The following is a 22,037-nucleotide window of genomic DNA, read 5'->3' as shown; positions in this document are numbered from 1 at the left end:
TATTAACCAGATAAAAAAAATATATGAAAAAACAATTACTCGGCTTATTTTTAATATTTCCAATAATATTATTTGCACAGCAATATAGTTATATTGACTTTGGAAATTCTTCCACATTAACACCAAACAATTGGAATAATGTTGTTGTAACCACTCAAAACCAAGTTGGCGTAGAGGTCAATCTAATAGATTCTGACGGAGTTTCTACAGGCATCACATTAACACTCACAGATTCTTTCGACCATATCAATGCTAATGGAACCACCACACCCAATAGTGCTTTACCATTTCCTTCATCTGCCACACGAGACAGTTTTTTTGGAGCAACAAGTGCTGGTTTTAATGGGAATGTAAATCCTACCGGAGGGTTTACATTATCTGGCTTAAATCCGTTAAAGTACTATTCTTTTTCGGTATTTAGTTCTAGAGTTGGTGTCACCGATAATCGTGAAACTTTATATACGGTTCAAGGTTTAACAATTGATGCTCAAGCACTAGATACAGCAAACAACACCTCAAACACTGCCAATATTCTGAACATTCAACCGAACGCCAGCGGGCAAATTACTTTTGAAGCAAAACCTGGTCCAAACAATACTAATTCTTTCGGGTTTTATTATTTAGGCGCCATTCAATTAATAATAAGTGATAACCCTATTGGTAATACACAACCCGACCCTGAATTAGCATTAACTTATCCAAATGGCGGACATTTATGGGAAGCTGGTAAAACGGTAAGGATTAAATGGGAGAGTATTTCAATACAAGATTTATTAGTTGAATTCTCTTCTAATAATGGATTAGATTGGACAACTATTGCCACCGCACCAGCATCTCTACAATATTATGACATGGTAGTTCCTAGTACATTTTCGTCATCTTGTTTAATAAGACTTTCAGGTGAAAGTTTAACTGACACAAGTGAGAATACTTTTGAAATTATCCAGAATGAAGGTGTTATTTACAGAATTGTTGTTTTAGGATCATCTACAGCTGCAGGAACAGGGCCATCAAATCCAAATAATGCCTGGGTAAATAAATATAAAACATATCTAACAGAGATGGATACCAGATATGAAGTAATAAACTTAGCGCTTGGTGGTTATGCCACCTACAATATATTACCAACAGGAACAACAATTCCCGTGGGTGTAAATAGAACTATTGATACCGCAAGAAACATTACAAAAGGATTGTCACTTACACCCAATGGCTTAATTATAAATATGCCATCTAATGATGCGGCAAGCGGCTACCCTGTGGCAGACCAATTAAATAATTATTCTCTTATTAGTACCGATGCCAATAGTCAAAATGTGCCACTTTGGGTAACTACACCACAACCAAGAAATTTTGGCACGAATACTACCAATCAAGCTATTCAAGTGCAAATGATTTCTGAAACTAATAACGTTTTTGGTGAATATGCCGTGGATTTTTGGAGCGGCTTAGGGCTAGCGAATAATAATGGTATTCTTCCAGAATATGATGCTGGTGATGGTATTCATTTAAATGATGCTGCACACCAAATATTGTTCGATAGAATTATTGCAAAGGGAATGCATTCTACTATAAAAACCACTGTTGACGCTCTAAGTATAGAGAAAATGGAATTGGCTAGTTTAAAATTATATCCAAATCCTATTACTACTCATGCAACTATTAAATTTTCTGAAAATGTATCAAATCTAGTTTCAATTAGTATTTATGACATGCTAGGGAAACAGATTTTTAATAAAAAAGAAAGACCATCAAACAACACCCTAACAGTTTCAAGAGAAAACATCGAGTCTGGAATTTATATTATGAAAATAATGTATGAAAATAAAATAATAACTAAACGAGTATTAATTAATTAAATCTAAACATTATGAAAAAAATTACATTTTTATTAGTAGTAATGGCTTCCCTTTCTATAGGCTTTGCCCAACAATTAACCTTCATCGATTTCGGTTCAACAGCTACGGGTTATACCAGTGATGGTAATTGGAACAACATTGCTACTGCCAATGCAGGAAGTACAGCAGGTCTTACAGCAAATTTAATAGATTCTAATGGAGTCAGTACAGGAGTTACTCTAACAATTAATGATGAATTTGACACCGTTAATACCGCTGGAACTTCTTCGCCAGATACTTCGTTGCCATTTCCATCTACCGCAACAAGAGATAGTTTTTTTGGAGAAACAGTTACATTTAACGGTAAATTAGAAGCTACAGGCGGCTTTATATTAACAGGTCTTGACACTGCTAGTTATTACTCCTTTTCGGTTTTTGCGGCGAGATCTGGTGTTAGCGATAATAGAGAAGCGCTTTATACAATAACAGGTAGCAGCACCAAGACGGGTTCTTTAAATGCTTCTAATAATACGGCTAATACAGCAGAAATTTTAAATGTTCTACCAAATGCTAGTGGAGAAATAACTTTTACGGCGCAGCCAGGAACAAATAATAATAATTCATCTGGTTTTTATTATTTAGGCGCTATTCAAATGACAAAATCAAGCAATCAGTTATCAACAAAAGCATTGGAGTTAACGAATAGCTTAAGTGTGTATCCTAATCCCGTTTCTAACACTTGCTCAATAAGCTTTAAACTAAACGGAAAATCTCAAGTAGCCTTAACTATTTATGATTTAACAGGTAAATCGTTATCTACAATTTATAATGAAAAAGTTTCTACTAATAACTTTCATTATACATGGAACCGAAGTAATGAAATGGCTACTGGCATTTATATTTTAGAAATCAATGTTGATGGTACAAAACTTAACAAAAAGCTTATCCTTAATTAATTTAATAGAAAGAATTTTAAATTGAAAATAAACTACACATGACAAATAAATTAAAATACATCTTAATATTGTTTTGTGTAGTTTTTTCATTTAAAACATTAAGCCAAAACACGATTATTAACTCTGGTTGGCAATTTTCTGAAGACAAAACCCACTGGGAAACTGTAAATATTCCTCACACCTGGAATCTTTTTGATGCTTTTGATGATGAACCAGGTTACCGACGTGGTTTAGGCTATTATAAAAAGCAAGTATTTATAGCTTCAGAAGAAAAAGAAAAAATCCACTATTTAAAATTTAACGCAGTTAACCAAGAAGCAACTGTTTTTATAAATGGCCAATTAATTGGCAACCACAAAGGCGGCTATACGGCATTTAATTTTGATATTTCAAAATTCTTAAACTATGATGCTTATAATTTAATTGAAGTCACTGTTGATAACTCACACAACGAAAATATTCCGCCATTAGATGCCGATTTTACTTTTTACGGTGGCATTTATAGAGATGTAGAATTAATTTCATTACCCAAGCAACACTTTTCTTTAAACGATTTTGCTTCCGATGGATTTTACATAAATTATTACAACGTTTCAGAAGAAAAAGCAGGTGTTGAGGTTACCAGTATTTTAACAAATCAATCTTCAAAAAATGTTAAAACGAAATTACGTTTAGATTTGTTGGATGCGAACGGAAACATAGTTAAAACTAGAACTGAAACTTTAAAATTATTTGGCGACACATCCAACGAATTTAAAATTAAGTTATCCGAAGTCTATAATCCAATTTTATGGTCGCCAGACAATCCTTATTTATATAAGTTAAACATGGTATTTTCAGATAACAACGGACGGGTTTTAGATACAAAATCGACAAACATTGGTTTTCGTTGGGCAAGTGTAGACGCCGAAAAAGGCCTTTTTCTTAATGGTAAACCCATAAAGTTAATTGGTGTAAATAGGCATCAGGACTTTGAAGGTTTAGGTAATGCTGTCCCTGTAGAACTTCAGAAAAAAGATATTGAAATCATTAAAAATATGGGCGCTAATGTTATACGATTTGCCCATTATCCACATGCCAGAGAATTGTATGATATGTGCGATAAACTTGGAATTATTGTTTGGACAGAAATTCCGGTGGTTAATAAAGTAACGGATTCCAAAGACTTTTTTGCCACGAGTTTAAATATGCAGAAGGAACATATTAAACAATATTACAACTACCCTTCTGTTGTTATGATTGGGTATATGAATGAAATCTTTTTACGTTTAGCTTTTGATAATAAATCCTCAGAAGACGAAAAAGAAAACATCAAAACGGCATCGGTTAAACTGGCACAACAACTTGAAGATCTTACTCGACAATTAGCTCCAAATCATATAACGGTGATGGCACTTCATTTCAATGAATTATACAACGAAACAGGCATTGCAGATATTTCTATGCTGGTGGGTTGGAATTTATATTTTGGATGGTACGATAAAGATATTCCTGATCTAGGTAGCTTTTTAGACGAGCAACATCAGCGTTATCCTAAAAGACCATTATTGCTTTCAGAATATGGCCCCGGCGCCGATGTAAGGATTTATACTAAAACACCAAAAAAGTTTGATTTTTCAACCGAATATCAGGCAAAATTACATCAATCATATTATCAACAAATCAGTGACAGGGCTTATATGGCTGGAATGACCGCGTGGAATTTTGCCGATTTTGGGTCAGAATTCCGTGGGGATGCCATTCCACATGTTAATCAAAAAGGATTGGTACAATACAACAGAACCCCAAAAGATATTTATTATTGGTACAAATCGGTTTTAAATAAAAAAGAACCTTTTATCTATATCGCTACAACTTATTTATCGGGCTTAACATTATTTGGAGATGAAACTTATCCAATTCAAATTTATTCCAATCAAAAAAAGGCCTCTGTTTTTATTAACGATTCTCTGTTGGAAGACGTGTCGTTTAAAAATGGTTTTGCTACTTTAAACGTACCATTTAAAAACGGTGACAATTATATAAGAGTGGTTTCTGAAAATGTCTCAGAATTTAAAACTATTCAGGTTTTAAAAATTAACACTTTGGATTTTAAAGAATTTAGCCGCTTAGGAATCAATATTGGTTCTCATTTTTATTTCACGGACCAAGTTCATCAAATGACCTTTGTTCCAGATCAACCCTATAAAAAGAATTGGTTTGGGTATTTAGAAGGAAAACCTTTCGGAATGAGCACAGATAAAAACCAAGGCATTCCGCATAATATCAAAAACACTACTTCAGACCCATTATTTCAAACCATGTTGGAAGGTTGTTCATCCTATAAGGTAGATATTCCTCAAGGTGTCTATAAAGTATCATTATTTTTTGTGGAGCCACAAATAAAAGCTTCCGAAAATATTTATAATTTATCAAAATCAGAAACTGAAATTACACCCAAAATTCGACGAATTTTTGATGTATATTTAAACAAAGAGCTTGTACAAAAAAGCTTTAATTTAGCCGAAGAATACCCAGAAAAATATGGCGTCGAAAAATCAACAATCATTATAATCGATAATTCTGATGGCTTAACAGTTTCTTTAAAACCCATTGAAGGATTACCTGTTATTAGTGGCATTTTAATTGAAAAAATAAATTAAATGAGAAAAATAATTGTTCTTGCATTCACACTATTAGCACTGTCTGTACAGTCTCAAACAAAAACCACTTATATTTATAAAATAGTAGGTTTAGACACATTAAAATTGGACGTTTATACGCCTGTTAATTTGGAAGAAGACTCTAAATCACCTACCCTTCTCTGGATGCATGGCGGTGGATTTTCAATAGGTTCTAGAGATTATATAGACGATGCCAAACTCTGTGAAGACGTTACAAAATATGGTTACATTGGCATTTCTATTTCGTACAGACTGTTGCGTAAAAACACAAAAACGCAATTTGGCTGTGCATGCTCCAAAGAAGACAAAATGGAAACTTTTAAACAGGCCACTATCGATTATTTAGATGCTGCGGCCTTTGTAGTTGAAAATGCTAAAACATTAAAAATCGACATTTCAAAAATTATTGCTGGAGGTAGTAGCGCAGGCGCCGAAGGTATTTTAAACAGTGTTTATATGAAAGAATACTTTGCAGATAGTCTTCAAAAATATAAACGCGTAAAATTTGCTGGAGTATTTTCTGCTGCTGGTGCTATGGTAAATGCCAATTACATTACAAAAAACAACGCTGTTCCTAGTGTTTTGTTTCATGGAACAGACGATAATTTAGTGCCTTTTGCAAATGCTTCTCACCATTTATGCGATCTTGATAAACCTGGTTATCTTCTATTGGATGGTTCTAAAATTATAGCCGAAAAACTGGAAGCATTGGAAACTTCATATTATTTTAATATTGTAAAAGGTGGCAAGCATGAAGTTTCAAAAATACCGTTTAATGACTTAGATGACATATTCAAATTCTTCGAACAAACCGTTTTGAATAATGAAGTTATTCAAACTAAAATTATCAATACAAAATCATGATAAAATCATTCTTATATGGTATTTGTATTGCCCTAATATTTTCCGCTTGTGGTACCAAACCAGTTAATAACGTTGACACCTCAAATCAAAAACGCCCCAATATCATTTACATCATGGCCGATGACCATGCAACCCAGGCCATAAGTGCTTACGGCCATCCAATAAGCAAATTAGCGCCAACACCAAATATAGACAGGATAGCCACTGATGGCGCCCTATTTAAAAACAATTTTTGTACTAATTCTATTTGCGGACCTAGTAGAGCCGTGGTATTAACTGGTAAATTCAGTCATGTTAATGGATTTAGAATGAATGGCGACACCTTTGATGGTAACCAACAAACGTTTCCAAAACTGCTTCAAAAAGCTGGTTACAATACAGCCATGATTGGAAAATGGCATTTAGACGGATTACCGCAAGGCTTTAATTATTGGAGCATATTAACCGATCAAGGAAATTACTATAACCCAGACTTTATTGCGATAAACAAAAACACACAACATATCGATACCACACGCGTTGAAGGCTATGCCACAGATATTATCACAAACGACGCTATAAAATATCTGGATAAAATAAAAAACAGCGACCAACCCTTTATGCTTATGCTGCATCATAAGGCTCCACACAGAAATTGGATGCCAGCTTTAAGGCATTTAAACAAATATGATGCTGTTACATTTCCGCTGCCCGAATCATATTTTACCAATCATGAAGGTTCTACAGCTTCAAAATTACAGCTGCAAACCATTTATAAGGATATGTATGAAGGTCATGACCTAAAAATGACCAAAGCAAAAGGCAGTGATGAATTAGCTCACAATCCGTGGACAACCGATTTTGATAGAATGACTGCAGAACAGCGATCCATTTGGAACAACGCCTATCGAGAAAAAAACGACGCCATGCACGATGCGAACCTATCAGGAAAAGCATTGGCCGAATGGAAAGGACAGCGTTATTTACAAGAATATTTAGCTACTATAGCTGCTATAGATGAAGGTGTTGGAAAAATACTTGATTATTTAGAAGACCATGGTTTATCTGAAAACACCATTGTAATTTACACCACCGATCAAGGATTTTATTTAGGTGAGAAAGGTTGGTTCGATAAACGTTTTATGTATGAAGAATCGTTAAGTATGCCCATGCTTATGAAATATCCGAAGGGTATAAAAAAAGGCATGGTAATAAATGCCTTAACACAGAATATCGATTTTGCGGAAACATTTTTAGATTATGCCAATGTTGAAATCCCTAAGGATATGCAGGGTAAATCGTTACGCCCTTTGCTGGAACAACGACAAGAATCAGAAGATTTTAGAGATGCTATATATTATCATTATTACGATTATCCGGCATTTCATATGGTAAAAAAAATGTATGGTATTAGAACAAATCGCTATAAGTTAATTCATGTATATGATGATATTGATGAATGGGAACTTTACGATTTAAAAAAAGACCCGAATGAACTCAAAAACAGGATTGACGATGCTGAATATGGCGAGGTTAAATCACAACTTTATAATAAATTGAAGTCGTTGCAAGCAATGTATCAAGTTAGCAACAAAGAGTTTGAAACAGCACCAAAAGAAGCGATTGATAAAGCATTTAAACAATTTGAAAAGTCACGAGGGCGTACAGGCACTTCTTATAACCCGATTACAGATAAAGACATAAAGCTATAATTATTGCTTCAAAATCATTTGAATTATGAAACACTTAATAATTTTTCTAGGCATCATGTTACAATTAAGTTTACATGCTCAGAAATTATCGGTAATGAGCTATAATATTAAATTAGATTACCCCAAAGAAGGCGACAATAGCTGGACCAACAGAAAACCGTTCTTTATTAATCAATTAAAATTTTATGAACCCGATATTTTAGGCGTACAAGAAGCCATGCCTAACCAAATGAAAGACATGGACAGTCTTTTGGCGGATTATAATTTTGTAGGTGTAGGTCGTGATGATGGAAAAGATGCTGGCGAATACTCAGCCATTTTTTACAAAAAAGCCCAGTTTAAGGTGTTAAAATCATCAACCTTTTGGTTATCGCATACGCCCGAAAAAGTCTCTATGGGATGGGATGCTGTTTGTAATCGTGTTTGTACTTATGCTTTGTTTCAAAATAAATCATCTAAAAAAACCTTTTGGGTATTTAACACACATTTCGACCACGTTGGTGTTGAAGCCAGAAAACAGAGTGCTATTTTGATTCTTCAAAAAATAAAAGAACTCAATACTGAAAATCATCCTGTCATTTTAATGGGCGATTTTAATATGGAAGAAACTCATGAAAGCATTCAATTAATCACTAAAACTTTGAGAGATTCTAAAAAGGTGTCAAACATCGTTTTTGGACCCGAAGGCACGTTTAATAATTTTGAATTTAATAAACCTGTAACCCGTCGTATCGATTTTATTTTCTTAAGTGCTGATATAAAGGTGAACAAATATGCCGTATTAAGCGATTCAAACAACTGTAGGTATCCATCCGATCACTTTCCTGTTTATTTAAAATTAGCCATTAAATAATAATGAAGTTTAGAAAAACCACTCTTATATAATCTGAGAACTCATTAAACGCTAAGGGCTTTGTGAAAAGTATAGAACTGGTTTAAAAAAATCATTTCCACAAAATATAACCAATGTTTTTGGGCAATTATTGAATAATCGTTTAAATTAGGCTTTTAAATATATTTCTTATCGCTAAGAAATAATTCGAAAACCAATCTATCATCATTAAACAAATTTTTTAAGTCAACACCACTTGAAATATTAATAATTTATATAATATGACAAAACCGCAAACCCTTCCAACAGCAAACAACAATTTAGTCCCAATTATAATTATAGCAGGTTTATTTTTTATTTTCGGTTTTGTCACTTGGATAAATGGAGCGCTCATCCCCTTCATGAAAACTATCAATGAACTTACAGAATCGCAATCTTATTTAGTTGCTTCTGCATCTTATATTTCATTTGTGGTTATGGCACTACCTGCTTCTTATATCTTAAAAAAAATTGGTTTTAGAAAAGGAATGTCCTTAGGCCTCATAATAATGGCAATCGGCGCCTTAGTTTTTATTCCTGCAGCCGAAGCAAGAACTTATTGGGTATTTTTAACGGGTATTTTTATTCAAGGAATTGGCATGACATTACTACAAACAGCAGCCAACCCATATATAACCATTTTAGGACCAATAGAAAGTGGCGCTAAACGAATTGCCATTATGGGTATTGCTAACAAAGTTGCTGGTGCATTAGGATCGTTAATTTTCGGAGCCTTATTATTATCTGGAATTGATGAAGTAAAAGAAAAACTAGGCAGTGCCTCTGTAGAAGAAAAAGGTGTGCTTTTAGACACCATGGCAGATAGTGTATTTATGCCCTATTTAGTAATGGCCATTGTACTTACAGTATTAGGGCTATTAATTAGAAAAGCCCCACTACCACATGTGGAAGCTACCGAGCCTGAAGAAATTAAAGAAGGAGCTACAGCCAAAACCAGCATTTTTCAATTCCCACATTTATGGCTGGGCGTATTAACACTTTTTGTTTATGTTGGCGCCGAAGTAATTGCAGGAGATACTATTATTGCCTATGGGATTTCATTAGGATTTCCGGCAGCAGACGCTAAATTTTTTACTACTTTAACCTTGTTTGCCATGGTATGTACCTATGCAATTGGTGTTATCCTGATACCAAAATACTTAAAACAAGGTACAGCACTTAAAATTAGTGCCGCTTTAGGTATTATTTTTAGTATTTGTATACTACTTACCACAGGTTTTACCTCCGTTTTATTTGTGGCTGCTTTAGGTGTTGCTAACGCATTGGTTTGGCCTGCAGTATGGCCATTAACCTTAGAAGGTTTGGGGAAATTTACGAAAACAGCTTCTGCCTTGTTAATCATGGCTATTTCGGGTGGAGCTATCATACCACCACTCTATGGAAGAATGGTAGATGCCAATAAACATGAACTTATTACAAAAGGCCTAAACGAAGTAGATGCCCTCGCTACGGCATCAACTAGTAGTTATTGGATACTTATTCCATGTTATGCATTGATTCTATTTTTTGCAATATGGGGTCATAAATACAAAGGTTGGACAAAAAAGTGAACTAAGAATTTATGAAGAAAAAACAATTCTTTAAAAATATAATAATTGACTAAAACGGGATTTTAAAATCAAACGGGGATTTCATTTATGATTGGCTTCAATAAATTATAAAACAAAGTCTAAGCGAATCTAACTATCTCCATTTGCAAGTATTCGATAGTCTTTTTAGTTATAAATTATTAATAATTTCTTTCGCAATAATTTCAGCCATAATCTTTGCTCCTTTTTCGTTTGGATGAATCTTATCGGGAAAATATTCAGAATAATTTTTTAATCCTTCATACAAATCGATAACAGGAAGCTTATTTTTTTCTGCTATTCGATTTACTATAGGAATAACGCCTTTAGTAATGGTTGAATCATTAATTCCCCAAACGGTTTCAAAAGCAGGAACAGGTAAACAAACAAATATTTTGGGATTATTATTTAATACTTTTAAGGTATCAATTAACGATTGGTAATCCGCTTCAAAATGTCCGATCTTCCAATTTTGACCTTTACTATCATTCGTGCCTAATTTTATTATAATAATATCTGGATTAAAGGCCATGACATTAGAGAATTCCTTAGTATTCCAAAACGGGAAATCGCCATTTTTATGCAATGTTGTGCCACTTTTTCCCGAATTTAAAACCGAATATTTGGCACCTAAAATACTATCTAACATAACAGGATACGACGATTTACTTTGATAACGAATACCAGATCCTTCGGTTATACTATCACCAATACAAGCAATTTTTGTAATTTGTTTTGAGCAAGAGACCGTTAAAAAAGCCAAAACAACATATAATAATACTAAGTTTACGCGAAACATTTTTATACTTTTTTATTAAATTAATTTGCACTAATATAATTTGAAATTTCCTATTCAGATTATTATTTTTTATAATTTTCAATCAATTCGCAAATGTCATAATTACAGCTTTGGTGACATTCAAAAATGTGTTTTATTTTTGAACCTATTTCATTGCTACCTGCTGTTATCTTTGTAATTATCTAAAATAAAAACCCTTCCTATCTCTGGTTAAATTCTAAGTTCTATATCTTACAATTTAATATGTAATTTCGGCGCCAAATTATAAACTCTAAAATAACTTTCGAATAGAAAGTTCCTATTTCAAATACACGACTTCTGGTTAAAAATAAAACTGTTTTTAAAAGTTCAAGATTTATAAAAAGAATGTAAAATTCAGTAATTTTATGGCTAAATTCAAAACAACAAACATGAAGAAAATATTTCTTACAATTATTGCTTTTATCATTTCATTTTCATCGGCTATGGCAGATGAAGGTATGTGGTTTTTAATGCATATAGAGCGATTAAATTATCGTGATATGCAAAAAATGGGTTTACAATTAACTGCCGAAGAAATTTACAGTGTTAATAACCAAAGTTTAAAAGATGCTATTGTACAATTTAATGGTGGCTGTACGGCAAGTATCATTTCAAAAAGCGGATTGGTATTGACTAATCATCATTGTGGATATAGCGCAATTACTGAGCTATCTACTGCAGAACAAAATCATTTAAAAAACGGATTTTGGGCAGGCTCTTTGAAAGAAGAATTGAAACCAGAAAGCTTATATGTTCGTTTTTTTGTGCGAATGGATGATGTTTCTAAACGAATTCTATCCCTAGTTAATGATAGCATGAGTGAAAAAGAACGCGAAGCAACCATTAACAAAGAGATTGCTAAAATTGAACAAGAAAACAACGAAGGTGGTAAATACACAGTTTCGGTGCGTTCTTTCTATCAAGGTAATGAGTACTACTATTTTGTTTACGAAGATTATAAAGATGTTCGCTTAGTAGGAACACCTCCAGAAAGTGTTGGCAAATATGGTGGTGACACCGATAATTGGGAATGGCCAAGACATACAGGCGATTTTTCATTATTCCGGGTGTATGCCGATGAAAATGGAAATCCTGCAGATTACTCACCTAACAATGTGCCTTTAAAAGCAAAATATTATTTACCTGTGAATATTGATGGCGTAAAAGAAAACGACTTTGCCATGATTTTAGGTTATCCAGGTAGAACAAACCGTTGGATGCCTGCATCTGGTGTTGAGCAAAATGTTAAATATGCCTATCCTGCTTGGGTTGAAAGTTCAAGATTAAGTTTAGATGTGTTTAAAAAATACATGAACGAAAGTGAGGAAATTGACTTAATGTATGCTTCTAAATATGCTGGAATTGCCAATTATTGGAAGAATCGTATGGGTATGATTGATGCTTTAACAGCTCACAAAACAGTTGAAACTAAAAGTGAAACTGAAAAGAAATTTAATAAGTGGGCTAAAAAGAAAAAAAACAGAGCAAAATATGGTAATGTTATTGAAAACATTAATAACTACTATAGCTTAACTAACGAAAAAGCGAAACAAGCTAATTATTTAACAGGCATGTTGCGCTCAAGTGTTTTTTCTGCGTTACCTAATAGAATAGGAAAAAACCTTGAATATTACATCGGTCAAAACGAAGCGAAACGTCAAGAATTGAATCCTAGATTAAATTCGTTAATAGAAGCCTCTTTTAAAGATTTTTATATGCCTTTAGAAAAAGAAGTATTTGCTAAACAACTTGGCTTATATGCTTCAAAATCCAATTACCCTCTACCAGAAATTGTTGCAGAAATAGGATCGAAAAACAACAACGATTTCACTTCGTACATCAATACTATTTTTGATGAAAGCATATTTACTTCAAAAGAAAAAGTAGAAGCTTTTATGAAAAATCCAGATGCAACTGTTTTGGCTAACGATCCATTATATAAATTATCTAATCAATTACTAGATAAGTATAGAGAAAATCCTGAAAATTTAATGCAAGTTGAAAATGATTTTGAAGCGTCATACCGATTATTAGTTCAAGGATTGCGTGAGTCTGGACTAAGCAAAATAAAATATCCTGATGCTAACTTTACCTTGCGTTTAACTTACGGAAAAGTAAGAGCCTTACCTGCAGATAGCAGAAACGATGCGGATGTAAATAATTACACCACTTTAAAAGGCATGATTAACAAATACAAACCTAATGACGATGAGTTTGATTTAGAACAAGGCATGTTAGATATCTATGAAAAAAAGGACTATGGCCGTTATGCTAATGACCATGGACAACTACCTGTAAACTTTTTAACAGATAATGATATTACTGGTGGGAACTCTGGTTCGCCTGTTGTTAACGGAAAAGGAGAGTTAATTGGATTAGCGTTTGATGGAAATATTGAAGCTATGGCTGGAGATGTAATTTTTGATTCAAACTTACAACGTACCATTAATGTCGATATTAGATACGTACTTTGGTTGATTGACAAATACTCTAACGCAAAACATATTGTAGACGAGTTGACTATTATTGACAATTAATATTAAAGAAAACAATTATTACCTAAAAGCGACCTGAAATTCAGGTCGTTTTTTATTAAATTGATGTCCCGTCCTGAAATAAGTCTACATATCTCAAATTAATGTTGTTGTCTAAAAACAGATGGACTAACACCTATGTGTTTTTTAAAAAACCTTGAAAAACTGCTAATGGAATCAAAACCTAATTTAAAAGCCAATTCTTTAGTAGTAATTTCACTTCTTACAAGGCTTCGTTTGGCTTCTGTTATTTGTCGTTGTTGTATTATTTGTTTTGCTGTTAGATTTAGTTTTTCTTTTAAAATTTGATTTAATCGTTTCATACTAATCCCAATTTCATCTGCATAAAAGTCCGCATTTGTATGTTCTAAATAGTGAGTTTCCATTAATTCTAAAAACTGAAAAACTCTTTTTTGATTTAAATCTTGTTCTAAAAAGCTTTGGTTTTGATACCTAATTAAATGCAATAACAACACTTTTAATAAGGTTTTAAGCATTATATAAGACATTTCACTACTATAAAGTTCATCTTTAAGTAATTGAAATACTTTTTTTATTTGTTCTACTTTTAATCTCTCGGTTAATTCAAATTGAGGATATTTATTAAAAAGCGAAAAAACATCTAATGCATATTCAACATCATCTTCATCAATAAGTTCACGTTCAAAATTTAATAAAACACCGTTATTAGTAAAAACATCTGGTTTAAAGACTTCGTTTAATGGTTTAAAATATATTTTTAAGTTGCTTTCTGAAATAAACTTAAAGTAAATCCCCATAGAATTCCCTGAAAGTAACGCGGTATTACTTTCAAAATTTTGAATGATTTGAATCTTCTTATTAGCGAACTCTTTATTCATCAACTTTTAAGGTCTACCTCAAAAGTAAGAAGATTTTTTTTGGATTCTTTTTGAAACATGAAATAAATAACGCCACCAATTATTAAAGCTAAGCCTGCAGAAACAGCATAAATAGCCCTATAATTATCTGATACATACTCTATAAATGTGGAAAGAAATTGACCTCCAAAAACACCCATTGAAAATAGGCCCAAATGCTTGCCTTGGTTATGAATGGTACTTGCTTCAATCATCATGAGGTTCAACAATGGTATTGTAAACCCAAACCCTATGCCTATAAAAATGGTTGTTAATACTAAAAAAACTAAACTTCCTGAGGTTGCTAACACGAAATACCCCATCATGAAAAATAAAAAACCCAAAACAACAACGTTGCTATCACCAAATACTTTTACCATTTTTGGCATTTGACTAGCCGTAATAATGGCTATAAGAGAAATGAAAGCCATTAAATACCCTATTTCAGATTCGGTAAAACCAAAAGCTACTGGTAAGTATAGTGGCAGCGTAACAAAACCAACAAAAAACAACATCATAGCTAAAAGTGACGCTATAAAAATGATTCTTACTTTTGGAGCATTGTTAGTATCTGTTACTTGAGTAAGGTTTTCACCTATCAATTTACTTTCAGGTTTTGGTAACGCTACTATAACCAAAATTAAACACAGAAAGCCTAAAAGATAGATATAAAAAGGAAGTTGCCAATTTATTTCACCCAAAAAACCTCCAATAGCTAAAAATACAACACCGCCTAATTCTATAGACATACCTTGCCATGCAATCATTTTCATTCTTGCCTCACCTGTAAAAAAATCTGCAATATAAGCTGTTACCGATACTTGTATCGCTACGGTTGCAGCACCAAGTAAAACTCTATCAATAATTAATATATAATTATTAGTTATAAATGCGCCAATGAAACCTAAAATAGCATAAGGTATAAGTCCTAAACTCAATAATTTAATGGTTCCTAATTTGTTTAGCAACTTTCCTATTATGGGTGCAAAAAGAACTACCCCTAAAGAAGGTAATGTAATAAGCCAACTAGGTGAAAAGCCTAAATTTTTATGTTCTACAATCCCAGATAAAGAAGGGGCAATAACTGTTCCAACCATTATGGTTAAACTGCTAACGAATAACAGTGTAAAAATTCCGAAGTTTGATATTTTATTCATATGGCAAAATTCAAACTAATCTTGCCAAATCGGTTTACCTCTTTTCTAATATACTATGCAAAAATGGAAATCGATTAAAAGACTATAGCCAACACCACTAACCTTTGAGCACAAATTGAGAGCACTGTAAAAAAAAATAAGGGCTTTGGTTCAGAATCGTGTTCCAAATCGTGTTCTTTTTGAACCATTAGGGGAAGTAAATCTAAAATATTTTCCATAAAAAAACGGTTTAGCGTAAACTAAACCGTTGATTTTAGAGGATTTTCTCTTTGTAGCGGGAACTGGACTCGAACCAGTGACCTTCGGGTTATGAGCTCTTCTCTTAAATTGATTTAAGCACAAATTTTAAGCTCAAAAACCCTAAAAATTATAAAATCGTATGCAAAAACGTATGCACTTTTTAGTTTTCTGATTATTGAAATATTTGATGCAATATAATTAAAATAAAGTGCAGATTGAAATATCTTAATAAGGATTAATAAAAGCATCAATATCTGACCTCAACAAAACAGGATTTGCACCTTCACTTTGTGCTACCATGGCACCAACAGCACATGCAAAATCTACAGCTTCTTGAGGATGCACATTGGCTAATAGTTGACTTATTAACGAACCTAAAAACGAGTCGCCTGCCCCAACAGTATCAATCACTTTAATTAGGTATCCGCTGTTATAATAAAATTTATCATCATACAATAAAACAGCGCCATGATGCCCCTTGGTTACGCAGATATGTTTGGTATTTGTTTTTTTAGCAATGTACCTAATATTTTGTTCCATAGAACGGTATTTAGAATCTAAATAGCCGCTAACCTCATACAACTCATCATCATTAAACTTTATAAAATCGGCTTCGTTCATTAATTTAATTAAAAGCTCTTTGGTATAATATGGAGGTCTTAAATTTAGATCGAAAATTTTGTATTTCGCTAACTCTATAAGTTTGAATAAGGTATTCCTAGAACTTTCATCTCGCGCAGCAAGACTTCCAAAAACAAAGGCATCTGAGTTTTTAACAGCATTTTTGTTTATTTCGGTTAATCTGATTTTATCCCAAGCTCTGGGATATTTAATATCATAGGAAGCTGACCCTTTATCATTAAGCATCACTTTTACCTTGCCGGTTTTATACTCATCGTGTACTTGAACACAACCTGGATTGATACCAACTTCTTTAATATAGTTAAGCAATTTAGCACCATTTTCTCCCTTGCCAATTGCGCTAATCATGGTAACCTCATTACCCATTGCTTGTAATCTATTGGCAACGTTTAAAGGTGCTCCACCTATTTTTTTATGAGTTGGGAAAACATCCCATAAAACTTCTCCGAAACATGTGATTTTTGACATATCAATATTAATTTAATCCAGAAGACATTAAAACTACTAATATCTTCTGGAATTTAAATAACTAAATAAAAAACTAACTAAAACACTATTGCTAATTTGATCTAATAATAATAAATATTATAATACTTGCTTTTTAAGCAAACTACTTTGACAATTTATTAATTTTAATCTGTTCAATAAATTGTATTTCCTCGTTAGCAGTAATCTCTAAATTTTTAAAAGGTGCTAATGGAAATACTAAAGCTGTTATAACCCGTTCACCATCATTAAGAAAAATTTCCATTGAAGACTTATCGACCAACATATTTATTTTTAACTGATTCGAATCAGGTAATACATATGGACATTTTATAATATTACTGCTCAAGTTGTTAAATTTGTATCCAGATTCTGCTCTATTTAAGATTAATTCACCTTTAATTTTGTTGTATTTTAAAACAACGCTTGAACTTTTATTACCCCATTCAATTTTTGCTTCATTAATAGCACTAAAATCTAGAGTAGTTTCAAGATAGAATTTACCTCCTCCTAATGTTTCATCATTAAGCAATTCAAATCTACTTGCAGCATTATTGTTTTCAACAACTTTACCACCAATTGCATAGATTATCTCCGTTGGCAGTTTACTAATAATTATGCTTTTGCCATTACTGTTTTGCCAATGTAAAGTTCTTGGAAATGTCATAGCACTTCTATAACTATAGGTTGGAACATTTTGAGCATATGACCAATTACTCATCCAGCCCATAAATAAATTTCTATTATTTGGCTCATTACTCCAGGTTACACCAGCATAATTGTCAGTTCCATAATCTAACCATAAGGTTTCTGATTGTGAAGAGGTAAAAGTTTCTCCATCAAAATCCCCTAAAAAATATTGAGTTCCAGATCCACCGTTTGGGCCTCCAGGATTAATACTAACCAATAATGCCCAAGTTTCTTGACCGTTTACATCTTTAATTTTAAATAAATCTGGACATTCCCAAACACCACCATGTGCTCCTACATTTTTTCCAAAACTATTTTTATATACCCAATTTTTTAGATTGGATGAGGTGTAAAACATAATTTCATCACCTGCTGCAAGTACCATTACCCATTTTTGTGTTCCTTCATGCCAAGATACTTTAGGGTCTCTAAAATCTGCTTTGTCATTATTTACCAAAACAGGGTTGTTTTCATATTTAGTCCAAGTTCTACCTTTATCATTACTATAAGCTAAGCTCTGGGTTTGCTTATTGTTTTCTGGATTTTGATGAGTAAATACAGCCACTAAAGGACTCTCGCTACCCGATTTAAACCCAGACGTGTTGTTGTTGTCAACAACAATACTACCAGAAAAAATGTTACCTAAATTGTCAGGGTATAAGGCAATTGGCAATTCTTCCCAATTAACTAAATCTTTGCTAATTGCATGCCCCCAATGCATGGGACCCCAAACACTTTCATTGGGGTTGTATTGGTAAAACAAATGATATTCACCTGCATAGTAAACCATTCCATTAGGATCATTCATCCAGTTGTTTCGTGGTGTAAAATGAAAGTCCGGTCTATATTCATTATCTCCAACTGTTACTAATTCAGCCTTTGAATTAGATGATATATCATCCTCATTACAGTTTTGGAATAAAATTATTATACTAGCAAGCAATAATATTCTAATAACTTTTATCATATTCATATTATTTGGTTTTTAAGTATTCTAATGCATTCTTAGTTATAGTCTCTATATTATCCTGATAAAGATTTGTTCCGTCGTTTTGATTCCATTCGAAAGCACCTATTCCAATCGCAATAGCAGTCCCCTCAAATTCATCATTTGGCATTGCTTCAAAATTAGCCATCATCCAATAATCTCTAATTCCATCCCAAACTCCAAGAATTCTAAGTTTTGCATCATTAAATAAATTCGAATACACCTGCTCATTAGCGTTACCAATACCATAATAATCTCCTATCCATAAAACGAAATTATGATCCTCTCTGTATCCTGGTCCTATTAATGGAATTATTTTCCGCTCATCTGGTTGTATAATTTCTACCCCTTGATAAATCGGATGAGTGCTTTCATCATGCACAAGACCAATATTTATCCCAACAGACCATGTGTCTCCATTAGAAAATCCAGCACCTGCTCCTTTAAGTTTCCCTATATTATCTGTAATTCTTCCAATTGTCCATAAATATTCTATAGCGTGTGTATTAAGTAATAGCCCTCCTCCATTAGCATGAAAATTTGTAATTGCAGAAACTACATTTGCGCTTAATGCTACAGATGGAAGTGCTGGGTTATCATCATTTTTGTCATAATGCCACCAAAGCACTCTAAACTCACTTAAATCTTTTCCGTTATCTATATCGGCAAATGAGATATATTCCGCATCTGGATAGTTTTCGAAAAGCCATGCAGCTGATGCCATTTCATCATCATCACTAATTGAAGCAACATTTGGTGCTAAACCTAGGTAACCTATTTTAGTTTTCCCAACCTTAAAAATTAAGTTTCTAGATGGTGATTCTTGATTTTGTGAATTAATAGTATTTATTTTGAAACTATACTCTCTAAGTTCCGCATTTTCAAGCGTGTATGTTGTAACATTACTTGGCAAATCAATCACTTCAGAACCATCAATTGTTAATTTTATACCAGTAATATTAGTGTCTTGGATACCCCATGTCAAAATAACATTAGTTTCTTCTTGTGTGCCAGCAAAATTTAAAACTGGTCGTGGTCCTTCTCTAGTGATACTAACCGTTTCTCCTAACGAGAAGTTTCCTGTATCATTATCTTTTAATTTTAGAGTAAAAAAGTATTCTATATTAACTTCACGAATTTCAAATTCATAACTTGATTTTGAAAAATCGAGTAATTCCAATCCGTTGTTGTGTTTTAATACTGTCGTAACATTTCCTGTATATGTTGGATTACTCCATGTTACTGTAGCAATATCACCAACTAATTCAACATTTAAATTTTCTACTGAAGGAACTATAGCATCAGCAGCAGCTTCTATTTCACGATCTTGAGAACAAGAATAATTTATGATAACAAATAGGCTTAATATTGTTATCTTTATTATGTTTAAAGTATGTTTCATAATATTATTTTTTAACAGATTAATTTAATATCCTTTGTTTTGCTTGTAAACGTCCTTACTAAAATTGATTTGTGCCTGAGGAATTGGACAATACTCCTCTCTAGCTGAATCAAATTTAGCACCACTATAATATTCAACCTCATCCTTTTCCTCTAGATAATATTTGTTGAGTGTTTCTGCAGCAATTCCCCAACGTACTAAATCGAAAAAACGACTTCCTTCCATGGCAAACTCCAATCGACGCTCCCACCTTAAAGCTTGTCTCGCAAAATCTTGCGTCCAAGTACAATTAACACCATCTATATATGGGCTTACATTTAAATTGTTTGCATATCCAATAAAGCTGGTGCTTTGAGACGCTCTATTTCTTATTTGATTGATTATAGGCAAGGCATCGTTAAACTGACCCAATTCTATTAATGCTTCAGCACGCATAAGTAAGACATCGGCATATCGAATTTGAATTCTATTCTTTGAGTTTCCATAAAACGGATCAATGTTTACAAAGCAGCTACCACAGTTTGGTGATACATTTTCTTTTAATGAAGCATAATAGCCGTAAGGATTAGGAGATCTAACCCAACCTTCTACATAAATAAAATCATTATCATATTTATATGGTAAATTTGGTATTGCTACTGTATGATACAAACGTGGATCAACCTTAACACTGTTCAAATTGTTATAATCAACATTTGCGTCATTATATGTATTGAATAATGGAAGACCATTAGCATCCGTTTTGTAAGCGTTTACAAGGTTTTGACTCGGTTTATGAAAATCACAACAACCAAGTCCTTGAGGAGTCGATAATACATCAGAAAAATTTAACCTTCCATGTAGTGTATTGTCACTATCTGTATATTGAATAGCAAAGATAGATTCAGACCCATTTTCATAATCACCTGGCAAAAAGTTATTTGCAAAATCAGGCTCAAGAGATCCCTGACCCAACACGTTATTGGTCGCATCAATTACCATTTGTAATTTAGCCGGATTAATGTTTGTTACTTTATTATCATCATCTTGTTCGAAAGCTTGATAAAGCCTAACTTTTGCTAGATAAGCATAAGCTGCAGTTCTACTTGCTCTTCCAATGTTTTGTTGTGAAATAGGAAGTCCTCCTATGGCTGCTTGAAAATCTCCAGCAATAGCATCCCATAATTCATCATTTGTGAGATCTCTATTAGATATCGTACCGTAATCATCAACTGGAATATCTTCTGTTATATAAGGCACATGCTTGAACATTATTTTTAGCATAAAATAAAAATGTCCTCTTAAAAATTTCATCTCAGCAATCCTAGTTTCTTTCAACGGAAAATCGCTAGCACTTAATTTATTCAAGTTTCTTATGGCTCGATTAATTCTAGAAATGGCTATATAGCTATTAAACCAGAATTTATCCAATTCCCCAAAGTCTGTCCTTATATTTTCAGATATTTCAAAAAAATGAAATACTTGAATATCATTGGGCCCACTACCTCCTTTATAGGCATCATCAGACCTTACATTTCCATAAGGCCATAAACTGAATGGCATGTCATAATGATCGTTACCCAAAGAAGCGTACGCTGCCGTCACAAATCCATCTATATTGTCTGGAGTAATAAGTTCTTCTTCAGACAAAACTGATCTAGGACTTTCTTCCAAAAAATCAGAACATCCAGTAGTAATGACTAACAGAATGAATCCAAATAAATATTTTATATTCTTCATGATAAATAT

General features: G+C 33.0%; 15 protein-coding genes. 8 read left to right on the top strand and 7 right to left on the bottom strand.

Features of this window, described 5'->3' with window-relative positions; genetic code table 11:
- Positions 1-23 precede the first annotated feature (23 nt).
- From ACFQ0I_RS05950 to ACFQ0I_RS05920, 7 genes are all read left to right on the top strand, one after another.
- Positions 24-1,859, top strand: coding sequence for a T9SS type A sorting domain-containing protein (locus ACFQ0I_RS05950; protein WP_379940343.1), 1,836 nt, complete (start codon positions 24-26; stop codon positions 1,857-1,859).
- Between the two features lie 11 nt (positions 1,860-1,870).
- Positions 1,871-2,794, top strand: coding sequence for a T9SS type A sorting domain-containing protein (locus ACFQ0I_RS05945; RefSeq protein WP_379940341.1), 924 nt, complete (start codon positions 1,871-1,873; stop codon positions 2,792-2,794).
- A gap of 38 nt (positions 2,795-2,832) precedes the next feature.
- A complete protein-coding gene (locus ACFQ0I_RS05940) occupies positions 2,833-5,436 on the top strand; it encodes a glycoside hydrolase family 2 TIM barrel-domain containing protein (protein ID WP_379940339.1) in 2,604 nt (867 codons plus the stop codon).
- Positions 5,437-6,321, top strand: coding sequence for an alpha/beta hydrolase (locus ACFQ0I_RS05935; protein WP_379940337.1), 885 nt, complete (start codon positions 5,437-5,439; stop codon positions 6,319-6,321).
- Complete coding sequence (locus ACFQ0I_RS05930; protein ID WP_379940335.1) at positions 6,318-8,012, top strand: sulfatase family protein; 1,695 nt, start codon at positions 6,318-6,320, stop codon at positions 8,010-8,012. Before ACFQ0I_RS05935 ends, ACFQ0I_RS05930 begins: the two co-directional genes overlap by 4 nt.
- 25 nt (positions 8,013-8,037) lie before the next feature.
- Positions 8,038-8,865 (top strand): endonuclease/exonuclease/phosphatase family protein, encoded by an 828-nt coding sequence (locus ACFQ0I_RS05925; RefSeq protein ID WP_379940334.1) that lies wholly within the window; start codon positions 8,038-8,040, stop codon positions 8,863-8,865.
- Between the two features lie 260 nt (positions 8,866-9,125).
- On the top strand, positions 9,126-10,454 hold the full coding sequence (locus ACFQ0I_RS05920) for a sugar MFS transporter (protein ID WP_379940332.1): 1,329 nt from the start codon (positions 9,126-9,128) through the stop codon (positions 10,452-10,454).
- 169 nt (positions 10,455-10,623) lie between these two features.
- Here ACFQ0I_RS05920 and ACFQ0I_RS05915 read toward each other — a convergent pair whose 3' ends face one another.
- Complete coding sequence (locus ACFQ0I_RS05915; RefSeq protein ID WP_379940330.1) at positions 10,624-11,271, bottom strand: GDSL-type esterase/lipase family protein; 648 nt, start codon at positions 11,269-11,271, stop codon at positions 10,624-10,626.
- 410 nt (positions 11,272-11,681) lie between these two features.
- On the opposite strand from ACFQ0I_RS05915, the gene ACFQ0I_RS05910 reads away from it, so the two are divergent.
- Positions 11,682-13,829 carry a S46 family peptidase gene (locus tag ACFQ0I_RS05910; RefSeq protein WP_379940328.1) on the top strand — a complete coding sequence of 716 codons (2,148 nt, stop codon included), beginning with the start codon at positions 11,682-11,684 and terminating at the stop codon, positions 13,827-13,829.
- A 98-nt stretch (positions 13,830-13,927) separates the two neighbouring features.
- Here ACFQ0I_RS05910 and ACFQ0I_RS05905 read toward each other — a convergent pair whose 3' ends face one another.
- From ACFQ0I_RS05905 to ACFQ0I_RS05880, 6 genes are all read right to left on the bottom strand, one after another.
- On the bottom strand, positions 13,928-14,686 hold the full coding sequence (locus tag ACFQ0I_RS05905) for a helix-turn-helix domain-containing protein (RefSeq protein WP_379940326.1): 759 nt from the start codon (positions 14,684-14,686) through the stop codon (positions 13,928-13,930).
- Positions 14,686-15,861 (bottom strand): MFS transporter, encoded by a 1,176-nt coding sequence (locus ACFQ0I_RS05900; protein ID WP_379940325.1) that lies wholly within the window; start codon positions 15,859-15,861, stop codon positions 14,686-14,688. Before ACFQ0I_RS05900 ends, ACFQ0I_RS05905 begins: the two co-directional genes overlap by 1 nt.
- Before the next feature lie 465 nt (positions 15,862-16,326).
- Positions 16,327-17,211, bottom strand: coding sequence for a carbohydrate kinase family protein (locus ACFQ0I_RS05895; protein ID WP_379940323.1), 885 nt, complete (start codon positions 17,209-17,211; stop codon positions 16,327-16,329).
- A gap of 142 nt (positions 17,212-17,353) precedes the next feature.
- Positions 17,354-18,892, bottom strand: coding sequence for a glycoside hydrolase family 32 protein (locus tag ACFQ0I_RS05890; RefSeq protein ID WP_379940321.1), 1,539 nt, complete (start codon positions 18,890-18,892; stop codon positions 17,354-17,356).
- A 1-nt stretch (position 18,893) separates the two neighbouring features.
- Positions 18,894-20,309: a DUF4960 domain-containing protein gene (locus tag ACFQ0I_RS05885; RefSeq protein WP_379940319.1), complete on the bottom strand. Its 1,416-nt coding sequence runs from the start codon at positions 20,307-20,309 to the stop codon at positions 18,894-18,896.
- A 24-nt stretch (positions 20,310-20,333) separates the two neighbouring features.
- Entirely contained in the window at positions 20,334-22,028 is a 1,695-nt protein-coding gene (locus ACFQ0I_RS05880; RefSeq protein WP_379940318.1) for a RagB/SusD family nutrient uptake outer membrane protein, read from the bottom strand.
- Positions 22,029-22,037 lie beyond the last annotated feature (9 nt).

It is taken from the genome of Mariniflexile aquimaris (assembly GCF_042676825.1).
GTDB lineage: Bacteria > Bacteroidota > Bacteroidia > Flavobacteriales > Flavobacteriaceae > Mariniflexile > Mariniflexile aquimaris.
This window is presented reverse-complemented; position numbering and strand designations above follow the sequence as displayed.

Coding starts and splice junctions, on each gene's coding strand:
- ACFQ0I_RS05950 (WP_379940343.1), top strand. CDS start 24: ATGAAAAAACAATTACTCGGCTTATTTTTAATATTTCCAATAATATTA.
- ACFQ0I_RS05945 (WP_379940341.1), top strand. CDS start 1,871: ATGAAAAAAATTACATTTTTATTAGTAGTAATGGCTTCCCTTTCTATA.
- ACFQ0I_RS05940 (WP_379940339.1), top strand. CDS start 2,833: ATGACAAATAAATTAAAATACATCTTAATATTGTTTTGTGTAGTTTTT.
- ACFQ0I_RS05935 (WP_379940337.1), top strand. CDS start 5,437: ATGAGAAAAATAATTGTTCTTGCATTCACACTATTAGCACTGTCTGTA.
- ACFQ0I_RS05930 (WP_379940335.1), top strand. CDS start 6,318: ATGATAAAATCATTCTTATATGGTATTTGTATTGCCCTAATATTTTCC.
- ACFQ0I_RS05925 (WP_379940334.1), top strand. CDS start 8,038: ATGAAACACTTAATAATTTTTCTAGGCATCATGTTACAATTAAGTTTA.
- ACFQ0I_RS05920 (WP_379940332.1), top strand. CDS start 9,126: ATGACAAAACCGCAAACCCTTCCAACAGCAAACAACAATTTAGTCCCA.
- ACFQ0I_RS05915 (WP_379940330.1), bottom strand. CDS start 11,271: ATGTTTCGCGTAAACTTAGTATTATTATATGTTGTTTTGGCTTTTTTA.
- ACFQ0I_RS05910 (WP_379940328.1), top strand. CDS start 11,682: ATGAAGAAAATATTTCTTACAATTATTGCTTTTATCATTTCATTTTCA.
- ACFQ0I_RS05905 (WP_379940326.1), bottom strand. CDS start 14,686: ATGAATAAAGAGTTCGCTAATAAGAAGATTCAAATCATTCAAAATTTT.
- ACFQ0I_RS05900 (WP_379940325.1), bottom strand. CDS start 15,861: ATGAATAAAATATCAAACTTCGGAATTTTTACACTGTTATTCGTTAGC.
- ACFQ0I_RS05895 (WP_379940323.1), bottom strand. CDS start 17,211: ATGTCAAAAATCACATGTTTCGGAGAAGTTTTATGGGATGTTTTCCCA.
- ACFQ0I_RS05890 (WP_379940321.1), bottom strand. CDS start 18,892: ATGAATATGATAAAAGTTATTAGAATATTATTGCTTGCTAGTATAATA.
- ACFQ0I_RS05885 (WP_379940319.1), bottom strand. CDS start 20,309: ATGAAACATACTTTAAACATAATAAAGATAACAATATTAAGCCTATTT.
- ACFQ0I_RS05880 (WP_379940318.1), bottom strand. CDS start 22,028: ATGAAGAATATAAAATATTTATTTGGATTCATTCTGTTAGTCATTACT.